The organism is Alistipes sp. ZOR0009 (assembly GCF_000798815.1).
Lineage (GTDB): Bacteria > Bacteroidota > Bacteroidia > Bacteroidales > ZOR0009 > Acetobacteroides.
This window is the reverse complement of the sequence record NZ_JTLD01000027.1, coordinates 1-17,788: the sequence shown is the minus strand read 5'-3', so window position 1 is coordinate 17,788 and position 17,788 is coordinate 1. Positions and strand designations below refer to the sequence as shown.

Here is a 17,788-nt window from a genome sequence, read left to right as displayed (position 1 = left end):
TCGTTAAGATTGCCAAGTGCTTTTTTATAGCTTGCAATGGCAATTTTATTACTCAGATGAGCATTTATTGTATTGGTGTATGCTTGCATCCATGATATTTGTGCTGATAGCACATCTAGTATTCCAATTCGGCCTTGCTCGTAGCTGTAGGTGTTTAATTCTAAACTTTGAGTGGCATAACTTAGGTTTACTTTAGAAACTTCCATTTGTTTGTAGGATTGTTTTAATGAAGTTATGGCATTGTTTAATTCGCTTTTGGCATTATCAACAACAATTGCTTTTTGACTTTCAAGTGATTGAATTAAGGCTACATTTTGAGATTTAACTTTGTTTCTTTGAAACCAATTGAATATCGGTACATTAAGTTGGGCAAAGGCTATTGTTGCAAATCTCGTGTTGCCATTAATGTTTATGGCTGATGTTCCCCATGTTTCTTTGACACCTGCTACTAATTGAGGGTAATATTTTGATAGGGTTGCCTTGGTTGCATATTTTTGTAATGAGATACTTTTTTCTGCAATTTGATAGTCAGCTCTATTACTCAGAATGGAATCAAGGGGACTATTGGGTGCTAAAGAAATAAATGTTGAGATGGAATCTAGTGATTCTATTTCTTTACTAGGTTGTTCTCCCATCAGAATATTCATGTTTTGCACTGCAATTTGATAGTTTTTTGTAGTGTAACTTAGCTGTAGTTCTGCCTCCTTAAGGCGAGTATCTACCATTAGCTGGTCTTTTTTACTTGCGGCACCCATCTCAAATCGATTTCGAATAATGCTACCAAGTTCTCCAACTATTGTTACATACTTTTGAGCGACCTTGAGCATTTCGGAGTAGGCAGAGGTTGTCCAATATTGAATTTCTGCTTGATAATTAATGCTTTCAACTGTTTGACTTTTTGCAAGAGCAGCAATTTCTTCTTGTGTCTCTGCTGCTTTCACTTGATTCAGAACTCCTCCCCCTGAATAGATGTTTTGAATTATGCCTACTTGTGCATCGTATCCAGCTTTTTTCATGTCAATGCTGGTACCCCCTAATGATAAAGGTGCTGGGTTGAATTGGTAGTTGTATGCTCCAGAACCGCTAATATTAGGAAGATAGTTCGTTTTAGCGACTTTAGTCCCGAAGCTAGCAGCATCCATATTTTGTTGTGCACTTTTTATATGGTTGCTGTATTTTAGAACTTTTTCTTTGTAGTCCCCATTTGTAAGTTTTTGCGCACTTGCTGTAGTCATAAAAATACAACCAGCTAGGAGTGCTATGTATATCCTTTTCATCTTTTAGGCTTTAATTTTATAAAAAATCGCGTAGGTAACAGGAAGTACAAACAGAGTAAGAAGAGATGCTACTAGTAAGCCTCCCATAATAGCAGCAGCCATACCTCCAAATAGAGCGTCAAATAGAAGAGGTGCCATGCCTAGAATTGTGGTACCAGAGGCCATCGTAACAGGTACAATCCTAGATTTTGTGGCAGAAATGAGCGCATCAAGAGGTTGTTTTCCTTCTGCATTTTCGATATTAATCTGGTCTACTAGCACAATCGCATTTTTTATGTTCATGCCGATTAAGCCAAGAACTCCAAGCATTGCGAAGAAATCTAACGACTTACCAAATGTTGCTAATCCCAGCACAACCCCAATAAAGATGAGTGGAAGCATTAGCATAATAATTGTTGGTTGCTTATAGTTCCTGAAAAGCAGAAGAAGGATAATGAACATGAGCAAGAACATTAGAGGAACGTTAGCCCCAATGGACGAGTTTGATTCGTCTTGAGAATCTTGTTCTCCAAAATATTTCATTTGATAACCTTCTGGGATTGCTATTTTTTCCTGCATGTCTTTCCATACGGAAGCAAACGCTTCGTGCGTATTTCCTCCTCGTAGAGGATCGCATTGTGCAAGAATGATTCTTTCTCTGTTATACCGCTTTAATACGCTAATGTCATAGTTGAGTTTAAAAGTGTCAACAACTTGCTCCAAAGGAATTACCTTGCCATTTGTTGAAAAAATAGGTAGGGTCCTAATTTGGTTAATGGGCATCTTGTTTATATTGTCACTTTTAAGCAGTATCGGCATTGTTTGATCATCTTCTCTATAATCGCCGATAGGAAGACCTGTTGTTGCTACTTTTAATCCATTTGCCATCGTTGTTCTACCAACTCCCAGCCGATATCCTTTAGCGGCATAGTATTCGGGAATTAAGACTGGTATTCGATTGCCCCAACTTGAACGGACATCTGTTACAATTGGATTTTTTCTCATTAGCGCTTGGGCTCTTTCGGAAAGAACTGTTAGCGTGTCTATGTTATCGCCAATGAATCCAATCTCAATTGCCGATTCAACTGCCGGAGATAATTTGAATAGCGAAGAGCGTGTGAGAATATCAGGGTAGTTGTCTCGCATGTATTTTGCAAATCGATCTTCAATCGCTTTTGTGGAATCAGAGGAATGAAGTTCTACAAGTACATTTGCAAAATTTGGTTTCGGGCCAAAAGAGGAGCTAGCAAGGTAATATCTCAAAGGAGACGAGCCTAACGATGCTGATACTTTTTTTACTCCAGGTTGGGCTGAGAGATAATTTTCAACTTGTTTTATATTTCTCTCAGTTTCGTAAATGCTATATCCTTCTGGTAGAAATAAATCAGCACGGAAGTAAGGTTTGTCAATATTTGGGAAAAAATTTTGAGGAAGTAGGCTCATTATAACTAATGCAAATACAAATGCTCCAAAGGCGATTGCCATTGATAGGTATTTGAATTTAATCATCTTAGTTATGATGCGGGAGAATTTATTATAAAACTTAGTATCATACGGGTCTTTTTCTTCACCTTTTTCTTCTTTAAGAATGATGTCTTCGAATAGAGGGGTTTGTGTTAGAGCTAAAACCCAACTTAATCCAAGAGAAATCCCAATTACAATGAAAAGGGGTTTTACGATTTCAGCAACAGCCGAAGGAGCCAAATAGAGAGGCAAGAAAGAGAATATTGCAATCAGAGTTGCCCCTAAAAGGCCCCATTGAGGTCCGGTTGCTCCATTTATGATCGATTTTATTTTTCCACCTCCTTTTTTCATTGCAACTTGGGCATTATCTGTAACTACAATTGCATTGTCTACGAGCATTCCCATCGCAATGATAAAACCAGCCAAGGAGGTTCTATTTAGTCCAACACTTATCAGCTGCATAATTAGTAATGTGCCACCGATGGCAAATAGGAGCGAGGATCCTATTATAATTCCAGCTCGCATTCCCATTACTAGCATTATTATAATTATAACGATGGCAACAGATTCTAATAGGTTGATAATAAAACCATTGTTGGCGTCGTTTGCAATTACGTCTTCCAAGTAAATAGGCTCAAGCGATAGGCCTACAGGGATTTGAGGCATAATTTGATCCAACTTGGCTCTGACTTCTTTCCCTGTGGCAACAACATCCTTATCCATTGCAGTAGCGATGCCAATTCCAATGGCTTTTTTCCCATTAACTCGCATTAGAACTGAAGGCGGATCTAGATATCCTTTTTCTATAGTTGCAATATCTCCAATTTTAAAGGCTTGCCCGGTAGGTGTTGCTATTTCTTGGTTTCGAATATCATCTAAACTCTTGAAAGTTCCATTGGTTACAACCTTTATGCGTAATTGATTGGCGTCTTTCTCTCCGGTATTGACGACTTTGTTTTGAGACTGTAAAGTCTGAACAATAATATTTGGATCTACTCCAAGGTTTGCCAATTTGGATATAGGAATATAAAGGTTAACAACTTCTGTTTGAATGCCTGTTAGTTGAACTTTTTCAACACCCTCAATTGGGACTAGGTTCGTTTTTATGAATTCAGCCCATTTACGTCCGTCAGCATATGTAAAGCCGTCATCGATAACTAGCGAATAGTAAATGCCATATACATCTCCAAAGTCATCACCAACCATAATTTTCGAGGCTCCAGCTGGAAGTTTTGGCTCAATGTTCATTACCTTCCTTCTAAGTTCATCCCACATTTGAGGGATTTCTTCTGCTGGAGTCGAGGGATCTAACTCTATGGTTATTTTAGACATCCCATAGTAGGAGTCCGATTTGATTTTTTTTGTTCTACGAAGAGATTGTAACTCTCTTTCAATTGGTTCTGTTACAAGTTTTTCAACCTCGATGGGGGTAGCGCCTTGATATTGGGTTGTTAGCACGACCTGTTTGATGACAAAAGGAGAATCCTCTTTTTTTCCTAATGCCTGAAAAGCGTATACTCCTCCTACAATTAGGATAAGAAGAAAAAAGTAAACGACCTTTCTGTTGTCAAGGGAATATTTAGGTAAATTCATTGTATCTTAGTTTAGTTTGCTAATACTTTTACCTTCTGTCCTTCGGCGACTTGTTGTACTCCTGCCACCACAATAACATCTCCGTATTTTAAGCCCGATTTTATTGTAACGTCGCTAATGTTTGTTGGCGTTCCGATTTGGACATACTGCTTGGTAACGGTATTTGTTGTTGTGTTGACAAGCCAAACGTAATTTTTCTTGGTATCCATTTCGCTAGCGACAGATGCGAGAGGTATTGTTATTTCACTCTGCTTGTTTGGTTGATGTACGGTCATGGTTACGTTGACAGAAAAACCTGGTTTTATAGCATTTCTGTATTTGATGTAAAGAGGATCGTTGATCTTTAGTGTTACAGGAATGCCTAATCCGTAGGGAGACGCGTCTACATAGTCGCGAACTTCAGCCTTGAAGGATATGTTTGGAATTGTCTCTACAGAGATTGTAAAATCTGGTTTAGATAGGAGGTAGTCTAGATTTTTGTCGGCAAGTGTTAGTTTAACTACTAGATCGTTGGGGTCAACAAATTTCACGACCTCTTGCCCAGCCTGAACCGTTTGGTAGTTTTCAACGCTTTTCTTAAGGACAAATCCTGTAAATGGAGCGTAAAGATTCAAATCGGTAACTAAGTTTTGGGTGTTTTCATATACAGCTTTAGCTCGTTCAAAGGATGTTTGTGCTACTTCAAATTCCTGCTTCGAAATGGCTTGACGCTCAAGTAGTACTTTGTACCTCTCATATTGCGATTGGGCAGAAAGATAGGCAGCCTTATCAGCATCAAGTTGGAGGCGTTTATCTTTAGGGTCTAGCTGAGCAATTAGCTGTCCTTTGTTCAGCCAATCGCCTTCGTTTACAATAAGGTTGGTGAGCTGACCTGGAAACCGAAAGCCTAGCACGCTTACTTTGTTAGATTCAACAACGCCGGCAAAATCTTTTTTGAATGTGTAAGATTGATTTACTTCGATGACCCTTACAGGGCGTACTACCGAACTTTCTTTTTGATTTTTGTTTCCGCACGAATAAAATAAGAAAACAGTTGCTACCATTAGTAGCTGTGTAATTTTAGTAGTCATACTACAATGTTTAAAGTTTCTGTATCTACTAACAAGAATCAGCCATTTTTGGTTGAAAATCTTGTTAATATATTGGGTTTGGTTAAAAATAGAATAGATGACTATTAACAAAACGTAAGCCAGAGTCGTAAGACTTAAGCTTATTAAGTCTTAAATGTTAGTGTTTGTTGAATTTGATAATATCGGTTAACTCTAAAACAATGGACTAACTATTTCTGTTTTATATAAATGTAAACGGTATAAAAATATTATTTCATGGGACGTACTATTGTAATTATATGTGCAATTCTAGTTCTCGAAGGAAACTTATTTGCACAAAATGGTTCAGGTTTGACCAGAAAAGAGCGTAAAGAGGTTCGAAAAGAGCAGCAGCGTATCGTCGATTCTACGTTTTATGCGAAAGCATTGGCTGGATTAAATAGCCACGATTGGGTCTTAGAGGCAAATTCCATTCAAAGCAAGAGGGGCATGACCTATCAGGTTAATGGAGTAACAAACTTTGTAATGGTTGATAAGGATCGAGGAACTGTGCAGCTGGCCTCTCCTGTTAGAGCTGGTTATAACGGGTTAGGCGGCATTACTCTCGATGGTAATATTTCCAGCTATAAGGTTATTGTAGATAAGAAGGGGAATGTATCTGTTGAGTTTTATATTTTAGGAGTTGGAATTAATGCAACTATTTTTGTTTCTCTTTATGCAGGAAGCAATCGGGCGCAGGTTACGGTGTCTTCCAACTCATGGGGAAGCCGAATTACGTATAATGGAACGATTTTTCTTCGAGAAGAATCTAATGTTTTTAAAGGGTTTGCTTTATAGAATGAGAAGTCGCAGGAGCGTTTGTTTTTAATTAGATTGTTACTTTTGCTGCATAATCAGACTGTATGCAAAAAATAATTCTTTCGACGGCTTATCTCCCGCCGATTCAATATGTATCTAAGTTCCTTTTGGGTGAGGTTGTTCTTGAAGCTCATGAGAACTATATAAAGCAGAGTTACCGTAACCGATGTAATATTCTTGCTGCAAATGGTGCTTTTCCTCTTACGATACCAGTTGTAAAGATACATGGAACGAAATCGTTAATTTCGGAGGTTAGGATTGATTACGATTTACCGTGGCAAAAAAATCATTTTAAGTCGATAGAATCAGCTTATCGAAATTCACCGTATTACGAGCACTACATTGATGATCTTAAAATCTTCTATAATACGAAGTATGATTTACTACTTGATTTTAATACAGATTTGTTAGCTTGCATTTTAAGGTTGATTGGCATAAAACCATCCATTTTATTTACAGTTTGCTTTGAAAAAGAATATCTAAAAGATCTAGATTATAGGTTTACTCTTTCACCGAAAAGTGCTAAGTTGGAGGATGATTCTTTTTTTAATGTTGTTGAGTACTACCAGGTATTTGAAGATAGGTACGGTTTTACGCCAAATCTTTCTATTCTAGATTTACTTTTTAACGAAGGCCCTTTTGCAAAATCAGTATTGGAACGGAGCATAAAAAAAGGCGAGTAAAATACTCGCCTTTTTTATGCTATAAATTGCCTAAAACTTAAATCCAACGGTAAGTATGTAGGCGTTTTTGTTGATGTTTTGCGTTGCTGTACCTGAGTAGATGTCTATTATAGTATTACCTTGTTGAGGATCGTTGACTTCATCGTAAAAATCATATAAAGAATAATTGTTTTTTAGTTTTGTGAGGCTATATGCAAAGTCAATAAAGAATGATCGAGTTCTGTAACCAATTCCTGTTGAATATACCTGAGTAGGCGTGTTGTTGTCTAAATCCGAAAACAAACTATTTTTATTACCAATTGCAAAAAAATTATATGGATGATCGGAAACAAGTCCCTTTTTTGTCGGATTCTGGTAATATTGATATCCTCCTCTAAGGGAAAAGTTGTTATCTAACTTAAACTCTGCTCCAAATCTGTAGTTAAAAGAGTTCTTGTAATTGTCTTTAATTATATTGTTGACTTTATTTTCGTTGTTTCTTAGGTCTCTATCTAGTACTAATTTCATATTGTTATAGTTAATCCAATCGAAATCTGCACTTATGATTGCAAATTTTCCTAAGACTGCAGCTATGCTTCCTGTTAAACGCTGGGGGCTGTTTATTCTATAACTAAACTCAGCGGAGGGAGTTTCGCTGCCTTTGGTGTTGAAATTAGAATTCATAAAAGCGAAGTAGTCTTGGTCTATAAAAGTCCATGTTGGTGATTGATATGACACCCCAATTCGGATTTCTTGGATTGGTTTAAGTATTACGCCAAGACTTAGAGAATACCCCGTTCCATATGCATTATAAATTTGATCATAGTTGAAAAAATCAAAGTTAAAGGTATTCTGTTTTTGAGCAGACTCACTTATTGTATTTACAGAGTGGAAGTTGATGTTTGTAATGTTAAAAGACCCTCCAAAATAAACAACATCCATTGCATTGCCTCCGAAGGTGATGTTAATTAGATCATTGAATCCTCGGACTTCGTTCCATTGATTTTGATATACTAAATCCCCTTTGTTTAGAGGAATGTAATATTCCGTATTATCTGGATTATTATTGTCTTTTGGTTCTAAAAGTTGGGTTTCGTATGCTAATTTTGAGCGCCAATCTAAAATATTTAAGTCTCTGAAATTGCCTTTTATGGCCCATGTTTTTAATCCAAAACTCCATTCGTTAATAAAGTCTAGCATGGAGTTTTTGTTGTTAAGCGCATAAAGAGCGCTATTCATATTGTAATCGTTAACTCTATTATAGGCTATTCCAATGTTAAAATTTTTAATGGGGGTACTTGCATTAGAATATAAAGGCAACACGATTCCTGTATTTCCTATGTTTACGGAGGTATGGTTGTCAAATGTCTTAGTTCCGTTAAATTCCGTTTTTATGTTAGAGTTAAAAATCCCCGTCGAAAAAGTAAATTCAGAACTTCTATAAACACCCACACCTGCAGGATTTATCATGAAGGAAGAGATGTCCCCTCCTAATGCCCCAAAAGCTCCTCCCATAGCTGTAAATCTAGCAGAGCCTTTCATGTAAGTTTGCGAGAAACGAAATACGTCTGTCTCATTTTGTGCTAGAGCGAGATTTGCAAGCATGCTAAAGGCTGCAATCGTAATAATGCGAAATCTCATATAGATAGTTGTTTAGTTTGTGATGTTTTATTTTACTTTTTATGATAAGGTTTTACCTTCTACCTCCACTTCTAGTCGCTCCCGAGTTGTCTCTACTTGAAGAGGAACTAGATGACGATGATGGTGTATAGGTCGAGTTACTCCTTGAAGAATTGTATTCATTCGTGTTTCGAGATGAACCATAATCAGTACTACGAGATGGCGTATAGGTGTTGTTATTTCTTGGTGTGTTATAGTCGTAATTTCTTTCTGAACGAGGCCCAACCACTGCGGATGATCTTCTTTCATAGGTTTGTCCAGATCCTCTTTGTCCTTCATTAAACGCAGGCTGATTAGTTCGGGATGGTCTGCTGTAAGTAGGAGTGTAATCTGTCGAAACAGGCCTAGTTTGGCTCACATTAGACGGTCTTCGGGACGTGTAGTAAGTGTTAGAAGAGGAGGGGGTGTTTCTATTTTCATCTCTGTTCATCTCTCTTCGATAAGTTATTTCTCTACTATTTTCTCGAGAATAGTTGTAAGTATTGTTACTTCTTTCTCTGTTGTAAGATCTAGTCGAGTAGCTTGTTCTATCTTCGTATCTTTTGTTGTCATATCCATTCATGGGGCCGTATACAACGTCTCTTCTGAAGTAATTGGAGTGGTAGTGGTGATGAGGTGTGTCATACCAAGGGGAGTTCCAACCGTAGTAACCGCCCCAGTAAGGATCGTACCAATTGTTATATCCCCATCCCCAGTTCGAACTCCATCCCCATCCAAATCCAAAATTGAAGGAGTAGTTCCAGCTGTTTCTCCATGGGCTGTAGTAAGATCCGAAGTTGATATATGGGCTATTATAGGGGTAGCCAAACATTGATGAAATGTATTTAGGTTCGGCCCAAATCGTATTTCCCATAACAATTACGTTATAGAAAGCAGGGTCGTATGCAGTGGCGTACCACATATTTTGCGAATAGGCTGCGTTTGTAGACATTCCATTCCAAGGGTCTCTCAAGCCAAGTTCCCTGTTTCGTTTTGCTTTTTCGTAGTCATCAGCAAGTACGTCTGCATAGGGATTTCCCGTGGAATCCGACTCTTCGTAAAGAGTATCGGAGATTGCTCTGTTTGTTTCATTAAGAAGGTCTCTGTAGGATTTATCCATAGGAACTCGCTTGCCATTAGAAGCTGCGGCTAGTTGGCCGCTTGCATCTTGTGATGGGTCAAAGTAGATGTCATCTCCTGCAGAGCTACTCGCCATCCGCATGCTTGAACTGCACGATGTGGCAAGTAGAGAAACTAAGCCCAGCAATGTGAATAATTTTAAAGCTTTCATAATGAACCTCCAGCGTTTTATGAGAAACCAATTTTATTTGCTTATTTTGCGTTCACAAATCTTATAAAAATTAAGCAAATTTCATACCAAAGTCGCATGGCAAAGGAAGTAACTCCACGATCGGAGAATTATTCTCTTTGGTACAATGATATTGTACTGAAAGCGAACCTTGCTGAGAATTCGGCAGTTAGAGGTTGCATGGTTATAAAGCCTTACGGCTACGCCATTTGGGAAAAAATGCAACGTACGTTAGACCAGATGTTTAAAGATACTGGCCACGAAAATGCATATTTCCCGTTATTTATTCCGAAATCGTTTTTAAGCAAGGAGGCTGCGCACGTTGAAGGTTTTGCAAAGGAGTGCGCCGTGGTGACTCATTACCGCTTAAAAAATGACGAAAATGGTAAAGGTGTGATTGTAGATCCGGATGCCAAACTCGAAGAAGAGCTAATCGTTCGTCCTACCTCCGAAACTATTATTTGGAATACATATAAAAGTTGGATTCAATCGTATCGAGATCTTCCAATCCTAGTCAACCAATGGGCTAACGTTGTTCGTTGGGAAATGAGAACACGCCTTTTTCTTCGTACTGCAGAATTTTTATGGCAGGAGGGCCATACTGCTCACTCAACCTATGAGGAGGCTTTGCAGGAGACCGAGCGTATGATTAATGTTTACGCTGATTTTGCTGAAAATTGGATGGGTGTTCCTGTAACAATTGGACGTAAATCTGCTAGTGAACGTTTTGCCGGTGCCGTGGAAACCTATACTATAGAGGCTATGATGCAGGATGGTAAGGCATTGCAGTCTGGAACGTCGCACTTCCTTGGCCAAAACTTTGCAAAGGCTTTTGATGTAATGTACACAACAAAAGAAGGAAAGCAGGAGTATGTTTGGGCTACTTCTTGGGGGGTTTCAACTCGTTTGATGGGGGCCTTGATTATGAGCCATTCAGATGATAATGGTTTGGTATTGCCTCCAAAGTTGGCTCCAATACAGGTTGTTATGGTTCCTATTTATAAAGGGGCAGAAGAGCTTGCGGCTATCAGCAGTCGATTAAAGGAGATTAAAAAGGAGCTTGAGAAGAAAGGTATTTCGGTTAAACTAGATGATAGGGATAACTTTAAACCCGGATTTAAGTTTGCTGAGTACGAGTTAAAGGGAGTTCCTGTTCGTGTGGCAATGGGACCTAGAGATTTTCAAAACGGAACAATTGAAATTGCACGTCGAGACACCTTGGAGAAACAGGCGCTGCCACAAGATGGTATTGCTGATTATATTGAAAATCTGTTAGAAGAAATTCAGCAGAATATTTTCAATAAGGCTTTAGCACTTAGAAAGGAAAAGACAACCAAGGTTGATACATACGATGAGTTTAAGCGCTTGCTTGATGAAAAGGGCGGTTTTTTCCTTTGTCATTGGGATGGAACGGCTGAAACAGAGGCCTTAATAAAGGAGGAAACCAAAGCGACAATTCGTTGTATTCCTTTAGATGGAGAAATGGAAGAAGGGGCGTGTATGGTTACCGGAAAGCCCTCAAAACAGCGTGTAATTATAGCTAGATCATACTAGGTAGAATCAAAATAGGAAGAAAAAAGGAATAGGTGTTATTCCTTTTTTCTTTTTTTTATATTTTAGCCTAGAACTAAAATGGTAAATAATGGACTCAGATCCGCTGAAAAGTATGCAAGAGCTTGGGGCTATCACCGATATTCTTAAGCAAAAGACTAATGTTAAGCAGAAGATTTTTGATAATACCTTCGAGGTATTTAATGAACTTAAGGAGATTTTAAACGAACTTACAAACGATATTAACGAGGAACTTTCAGGTGTTGACCGAAGGCTAAAGTTAGAGTATCGTGATCGTGGAAAATTTGAAGCCGAAATTCGAGTAGCCGAAGATCTTCTGATTTTTAGTATGCATACAAATGTTTTTCAGTTTGATCGAGATCACCTTGTTTGGAAAACATCTTACGTAGAGAATGATAAGTTAAATGCGTTGTGCGGAGTTATTAACGTCTACAACTTTTTAACAGATTCGTTTAAGTATAACCGGTTAGATGATCTGGGCTACCTTATAGGTCGAATCTTTATCAATAAAGATCGGAACTATTTCGTTGAGGGTAAGCGCCAGATGGCGTTTCTTTATAATAATTTTGGAAGCACTCCAATAACTTTGGACGCGATTAAGAAAATTGTAGAAACGGCTATAACTTATTCGCTGGAATTTGATCTTTTGGTGCCTCCGTATGATACTGTCAAAATAGCGTCAGTTTCGCAGATGAATACAAAGATCGAAAACTCGAAAATGCAAACAGGGAAAAGGCTTGGTTACAAGTTTAACTCTGATGACATTAACGGTTAGGGTGTTTGTTTTGGTATCGTAATAAACAATGGTAAATCAACGAAATTTGCTTTTGCTCATTTCATGACTGCTAAAAATAACAATATTCTAATGAAAAGAATTCTCCTTTTCAGCGTTGCATTTGCCTCCATACTTCTGATTTCTTGTGGAGGAAATAACAATGAAAAGAAAAAAGAAGCGGTAGATCCTAAAGTGGTTCGGGATAGCTTGCTGCAGGCAAAGGTTGATGAATATGCTGATTTTAAATTAACAGCCGATATTAGTCACCTTTCAGCCAAAGAACGTAAAATTTTATCAAAACTGTTTGAAGCCAGCAGGCTAGTTGACGACATTTTTTGGTTACAGGCATTTGGAGAAAAAGAAAGCATATTGGATACTGTAAAAGGGAATGCCGCCAAGAAATTCATTAAAATTAATTATGGACCTTGGGATCGGCTAGATGGGAATAAGCCTTTTATTTTAGGATTTGGAGAAAAGCCATTGGGAGCAAACTTCTATCCAACCAACATGACAAAGGATGAGTTTGACGGCTGGGATTCATCAGAAAAGGCAAGTGAGTATACGCTGATTCGAAGAGATGAAGCAGGACAGCTTGCATCGGTTCCTTACCATGTTGCTTATAGCGATAAAATCAATAAAATAGTAAAATTGCTGGAGCAAGCAGCGCAGCTTGCTGAAAATAAGCAGCTGAAAAAGTACCTCTCTTTGAGAGCGAAAGCGCTTCGTACAGATAAGTACTACGAGAGCGATTTGGCTTGGATGGACATGAAATCGACAAATATTGATTTTGTTATTGGGCCAATCGAAAATTATGAGGATGAGTTGTACAACTATAAAACTTCGTATGAGGCGTATATGCTCATAAAGAATCAAAAAGAAACGAAGTTTTATAATCAATTTATAAAATATTTACCAAAGCTGCAGAAATCTCTGCCAGTTTCATCTCGATACAAGAAGGAGGTTCCTGGAAAGGGTTCTGATATTGGTGTGTATGAGGCTATTTTCTATGCTGGAGATTGTAATTCGGCGAGTAAAACAATTGCAATTAATCTTCCAAACGACTCTCGAGTTCAACTTAAGAAGGGTAGTCGAAAGTTGATGCTGAAAAATGTAATGCAAGCAAAATTCGATGCAATTGTAAAGCCGATTTCAGAAGTTGTTATTGATCCAGATCAGTCTAAGTTTGTAACTTTTAATGCGTTTTTTCAAAATACGATGTTTCATGAGGTTGCTCACGGATTGGGAATTAAGGCCACAATAAATAAGAAGGGGTTGGTACGTTCCGCTTTGAAAGAGCAGTATAGCGCATTGGAGGAGAATAAGGCAGATATTCTAGGGCTCTATATGATTGGAGAACTGGTAAAAATGAAAGCATTGCCTAGAAAATCGTTAATGGAGAATTATGTTACATTTGTCTCTGGAATTTTTCGTTCGGTTCGATTTGGGGCTGCAAGTTCGCATGGTAAGGCGAATATGGCAACTTTTAACTATTTTGTCGATCATGGAGCTATTTATTTGAATTCTCAAACTGGTTATTATCATGTAAATGAGTCGAGAATGAAAAGTGCAATTAGAGGATTGTCGAAAGAAATATTGTTGCTGCAGGGTAATGGAGATTACGAAGGTGCGGTAAAGCGAGCTCAGGCAAAAGGCGTTGTTTCTGCAAGTTTGCAGAAGGCTTTGAAAAAAATAGACGGAAAGCATATCCCACGAGATCTGAATTTTATACAGGGAGCAGAACACGTAGGGCTTTAAGATAGTTTGAATCGGAACGGGGATTCGGAAAGAATCCCCTTCTTTTTGGGAATTAATAAGAATATGGGAATATGAATCTAACCTTTACGTTCATCAAGTCGATTTCGAATATTTACGACGAGATGATAGAAAATGGATTTTCGTTGGTATATCTCGGTGAGTTTAGCCATGAGATTACACGAATGTTTACGTCCATGGCCGAATCTAATATGGAGCGGAATAGCGAGGAGCGCTCGGTTCAGCGGAAAGTTTTTCATGTTATGGTGGAAACCCTGCAGAATATGAATAAGCACTCTGATGAGCTTAGTAAAACAAGCCATACCGGGAGTGGCCTTTTTATAATCGGGAAAAAGAACGACACCTACTACGTGATTACGTCTAATAAGGTTCATGCCAAGCATCGTGAGCACCTTGAAAATGCTATTATTGAGGTTAATAATGCCACGAAGGAAGAGCTGAAAGAAATGTATAAACGACAAATGAAGGAGGGCGTTTTAACAGAAAAAGGGGGAGCCGGTTTAGGGTTGATAGATATTGCTCGTAAAACGGAAGAGAAGTTAAACTATCAGTTTATTAATTTGGACGATGAATTTTACTTCTTTATTTTGAAAGTAGAAGTTAGCACTAAAAAATTTGCTAAATAAAGAGAAGCTTTTGCTTCTCTTTTTTATTGTTTGATAATTTAATTAGATAAAGTTGTATTTTAGTTTTTTGGAGATGAAAATAGATGTCTTTTATGCACCGATTCCTCTTTGTAGTTGTTTTTACATTCGTTTTACTCCCACTGGGGGGCTTTGGAGGAGTGTATAGAGGAGATTCGATCTTCATTAAGGCTCCCAATCGAGTTTCACTAGGGGGGCGGGTGATTGTTGTTAGTAGGGACACTGTTATTCATGTTTCAGATTCTTTAGAGTTTCTTTTTCTAAAACAAAATAAGCGCATCTTGAAGGGGATGAATAGGGGGAAGTCGAACCTTATTACGGAACATCTTCGAACTTGGCTTTTTGCGGGGAAACCTGATACCAATCAGATGGATTTAAGTCGAAGGGAATATCTAAATAGCTATAGAGGACGCATTGTTAGAAATATAAAAATAAACAATGTTGATGTTTTTGGAGCAACCTTAACAAGTCGCACTCCTGAAGAAGACCGAAACTGGATTGAACGTACAGGGAATAAGATTCACACGAATACAAGTAAAGGCTTACTTTATAAGGCGCTAAATATTAGGACGGGAGATAAAATTGCGCCCTTTGAACTCTCCGAAAAAGAAGTGGTTATTCGAAATTTGCCCTACATCTCAGACGTAATGATTACTCCGAGGGTAGTTCCTATGACCGATTCAGTTGACTTGGATGTCTTTGTTCAAGATGTTTGGTCTATCGGTTTTCATATAGAGCCGCAAGATACGTATAAAGGATATTTTGAGGTATACGACGAAAATGCGTTTGGCCAGGGTCAAGAAATTCTGGTTAGAATGCGATATAATACTAGGCGAAGCCCTGGTTTGGGGAGTGAGGCGTACTACACAATAAATAACATAGGGCGCGAAATTATTAAAACGAAAATAGGCTATTCCTCTTACTTTGATTATCGGGATGTGAAATTTGAAATGCAAAAAGATTACTACTTTAAAAGCAACTATGCTTTTGGTGTTTTAGAGCAGGACTATTCTAATCTTACGCATTTTGCATCGGACAACAGGGATGCACAAATAAAGGTTACCGTAAATGATTTGTGGCTAGGGAAAGGCTTTCCATTAGGTGGACGCGAACGGTTTGATATAACCAATCTTCAACTGTATGTTGCTGCCAGATTCGGAAAGTATCGATTTAATGGAGATCGAGATGTATCTATAGATAAAAATAATGCATTGCATAATAGGCAGTTTTACCTTACTTCTGTCGCTTTTGCCAAGCAGTGGTACCGACAAACAAAACTATTGCTAGGTTATGGGAGAACAGAAGATGTTCCTTACGGCTATAAATTGGAGTTTGTAGGTGGTGCTGAATCTGGAGAATTTAGGAATAGAGCATATTTTGCTATTAAGACTGCTGCAGGGGATTTCTTTAATTTAGGCTACTGTTCTGGCATCCTAGAAGTTGGATCATACTTGAAGAAGGATAGCTTGCAGCAAGGCGTAGTTAAGGCAGGGTTGTTTTACTATTCAAACCTTGCACGGCTTGGTATGTATAGATTTCGGCAGTTTGTTGGATTAGACTATACCGGTGGTTTCAATAGGTTTAGTGGTTACGGAGAGCGGATTTATCTTAAAAACTCAAACGGAATTCGAGGCTTTACATCGGATAGTGTGAGGAGTACTAAGCGAGCGTTCGCTCGGTTTGAAACGGTTTGTTATTCTCCTCATACGGTATGGGGCTTCAAGTTGGCTTATTTCGCTTATACCGACTTTGCTTGGATGAATCATTTTAGCAATAATGTTTTTGATGGTCCTCTTTATTATGGTGTTGGAGTTGGTATTAGAATAAGGAATGAACGTTTAGCATTTAAAACATTTTCCATTCGTTTGGCTGTTTATCCGAATATACCCAAAGGTGGCTCATACGAATTTTTAGATATTGCTGGAGCGGATAGATTAAGTTTGTCAGGCTTTAAGCCTAGCCGTCCAGATATGGTGATTTATGAGTAGCTTATGGGACTAATAGTTTTCTTGTGTAAATTTGTGGCATGGAAGATTGTTCTAAATCAATGCTGAATGCTAGAAAACAGCTGCTTTCCTGGGCTTCCCAATTCGATGTTTTTACGTTGTTGGATGGTAATGGGGATGCTTCCTCTTTAGCCCAAAGTGAGTTGGGCGATTTTTCGCTTTTGTTGGCAGCAGATACCGAAAATGAAATTTCTGGATGTAGTGATCCTTTTAAGTCTCTTCAGAAATTTGTGGATAATAGCTACTCTTTTGGATTTCTCTCTTATGATTTGAAAAATTCTGTAGAAAACCTCTCTTCCAATAATTTTGATGGCATTGGCTTTCCTGATATTCATTTCTTTCATCCAAAGCATATTATTAAGGTAGATCGGAATGGTGATTGGAGTGTAGTAAAGTCTAATATTGAAGAAGGCGTTTTGGTTAATGAAATTAAGAAGGCCAGCTATAGATCAAAAAGACATTTTCCGATTGAAATAAAGCGTAGGTTATCAAAAGATGATTATTTAGCAGCCGTGATGCGTGTTAAGGCGCATATTTTGCGAGGTGATATTTATGAGATGAATTTTTGCCAGGAACTTTATGCCGATAATGCAACCATCGATCCGATAACCACCTATGTTGATTTAACGACTATTTCTCCCACGCCTTTTTCCTGCTTTTACAAGTTTAGAACCCGATATTTAATCTCAGCCTCACCCGAAAGGTTTATAAAAAAATGCGGAAATAAAATCATTTCGCAACCAATAAAAGGAACTATTAGAAGAGGTGTCGATGAGGTTGAGGATGCTACATTGAGGGAGGAACTTAGAAATAACAAGAAGGAGCAATCTGAAAATGTTATGATTGTGGATTTGGTTAGAAATGATCTTTCTCGGACTGCGAAGGATGGTAGCGTTGTGGTTAGTGAACTATTTGGCATATATCCGTTTCGGCAGGTTTTTCAAATGATATCGACTGTTGAATCTGAAGTCGCGGATGGATTTACGCCTGTAGATGTTGTCAGAGAGTGCTTCCCAATGGGATCCATGACTGGAGCACCTAAAGTTCGGGCTATGCAGCTGATTGAGGAGTATGAAAGGACTAAAAGGGGGCTATATTCGGGGGCTGTAGGCTATTTTACTCCTGCGGGTGATTTTGATTTTAACGTGGTTATTCGAAGTATTCTTTA

At 38.2% G+C, this 17,788-nt stretch carries 13 protein-coding genes; 8 read left to right on the top strand and 5 right to left on the bottom strand.

From position 1 onward, the window contains the following. The 3 genes from L990_RS08775 to L990_RS08765 all read right to left on the bottom strand — a co-directional run. Positions 1-1,277, bottom strand: a 1,277-nt coding sequence (locus L990_RS08775) for a TolC family protein (RefSeq protein WP_052180868.1), incomplete at its 3' end; no start/stop codon positions are given. A gap of 3 nt (positions 1,278-1,280) precedes the next feature. Then, positions 1,281-4,313 (bottom strand): efflux RND transporter permease subunit, encoded by a 3,033-nt coding sequence (locus tag L990_RS08770; RefSeq protein ID WP_047447771.1) that lies wholly within the window; start codon positions 4,311-4,313, stop codon positions 1,281-1,283. 11 nt (positions 4,314-4,324) lie between these two features. Next, the gene (locus L990_RS08765) at positions 4,325-5,383 is read right to left on the bottom strand and encodes an efflux RND transporter periplasmic adaptor subunit (RefSeq protein WP_052180867.1); all 1,059 of its coding nucleotides are present in this window, start codon (positions 5,381-5,383) and stop codon (positions 4,325-4,327) included. A 255-nt stretch (positions 5,384-5,638) separates the two neighbouring features. Between L990_RS08765 and L990_RS08760 the strand changes: the two genes are divergently transcribed. Together L990_RS08760 and L990_RS08755 are read left to right on the top strand one after the other, a co-directional pair. Continuing rightward, positions 5,639-6,199, top strand: a complete 561-nt coding sequence (locus L990_RS08760; RefSeq protein WP_047447769.1) for a DUF4251 domain-containing protein — start codon at positions 5,639-5,641, stop codon at positions 6,197-6,199. 65 nt (positions 6,200-6,264) lie between these two features. Then, on the top strand, positions 6,265-6,903 hold the full coding sequence (locus L990_RS08755) for a WbqC family protein (RefSeq protein WP_047447767.1): 639 nt from the start codon (positions 6,265-6,267) through the stop codon (positions 6,901-6,903). 30 nt (positions 6,904-6,933) lie between these two features. On the opposite strand, the gene L990_RS08750 is transcribed toward L990_RS08755, so the two are convergent. Both L990_RS08750 and L990_RS19960 read right to left on the bottom strand, forming a co-directional pair. Beyond that, on the bottom strand, positions 6,934-8,523 hold the full coding sequence (locus L990_RS08750) for an OmpP1/FadL family transporter (RefSeq protein ID WP_047447765.1): 1,590 nt from the start codon (positions 8,521-8,523) through the stop codon (positions 6,934-6,936). Between the two features lie 52 nt (positions 8,524-8,575). Next, positions 8,576-9,832, bottom strand: coding sequence for a hypothetical protein (locus tag L990_RS19960; protein WP_156121460.1), 1,257 nt, complete (start codon positions 9,830-9,832; stop codon positions 8,576-8,578). A gap of 96 nt (positions 9,833-9,928) precedes the next feature. Here L990_RS19960 and proS point away from each other — a divergent pair, with 96 nt between their 5' ends. The 6 genes from proS to L990_RS08710 all read left to right on the top strand — a co-directional run. Further along, a complete protein-coding gene (gene proS / locus L990_RS08735; RefSeq protein WP_047447759.1) occupies positions 9,929-11,404 on the top strand; it encodes a proline--tRNA ligase in 1,476 nt (491 codons plus the stop codon). A gap of 88 nt (positions 11,405-11,492) precedes the next feature. Continuing rightward, the gene (locus tag L990_RS08730) at positions 11,493-12,197 is read left to right on the top strand and encodes a hypothetical protein (protein ID WP_047447757.1); all 705 of its coding nucleotides are present in this window, start codon (positions 11,493-11,495) and stop codon (positions 12,195-12,197) included. 90 nt (positions 12,198-12,287) lie between these two features. Beyond that, entirely contained in the window at positions 12,288-13,952 is a 1,665-nt protein-coding gene (locus L990_RS08725; protein WP_047447774.1) for a dipeptidyl-peptidase 3 family protein, read from the top strand. Positions 13,953-14,023: 71 nt separating this feature from the next. Further along, positions 14,024-14,596 (top strand): SiaB family protein kinase, encoded by a 573-nt coding sequence (locus L990_RS08720; protein WP_047447755.1) that lies wholly within the window; start codon positions 14,024-14,026, stop codon positions 14,594-14,596. A 92-nt stretch (positions 14,597-14,688) separates the two neighbouring features. Next, on the top strand, positions 14,689-16,602 hold the full coding sequence (locus L990_RS08715) for a hypothetical protein (protein WP_047447753.1): 1,914 nt from the start codon (positions 14,689-14,691) through the stop codon (positions 16,600-16,602). Positions 16,603-16,640: 38 nt separating this feature from the next. Continuing rightward, a partial coding sequence (locus tag L990_RS08710; protein WP_047447772.1) for an anthranilate synthase component I family protein occupies positions 16,641-17,788 on the top strand: 1,148 nt, incomplete at its 3' end.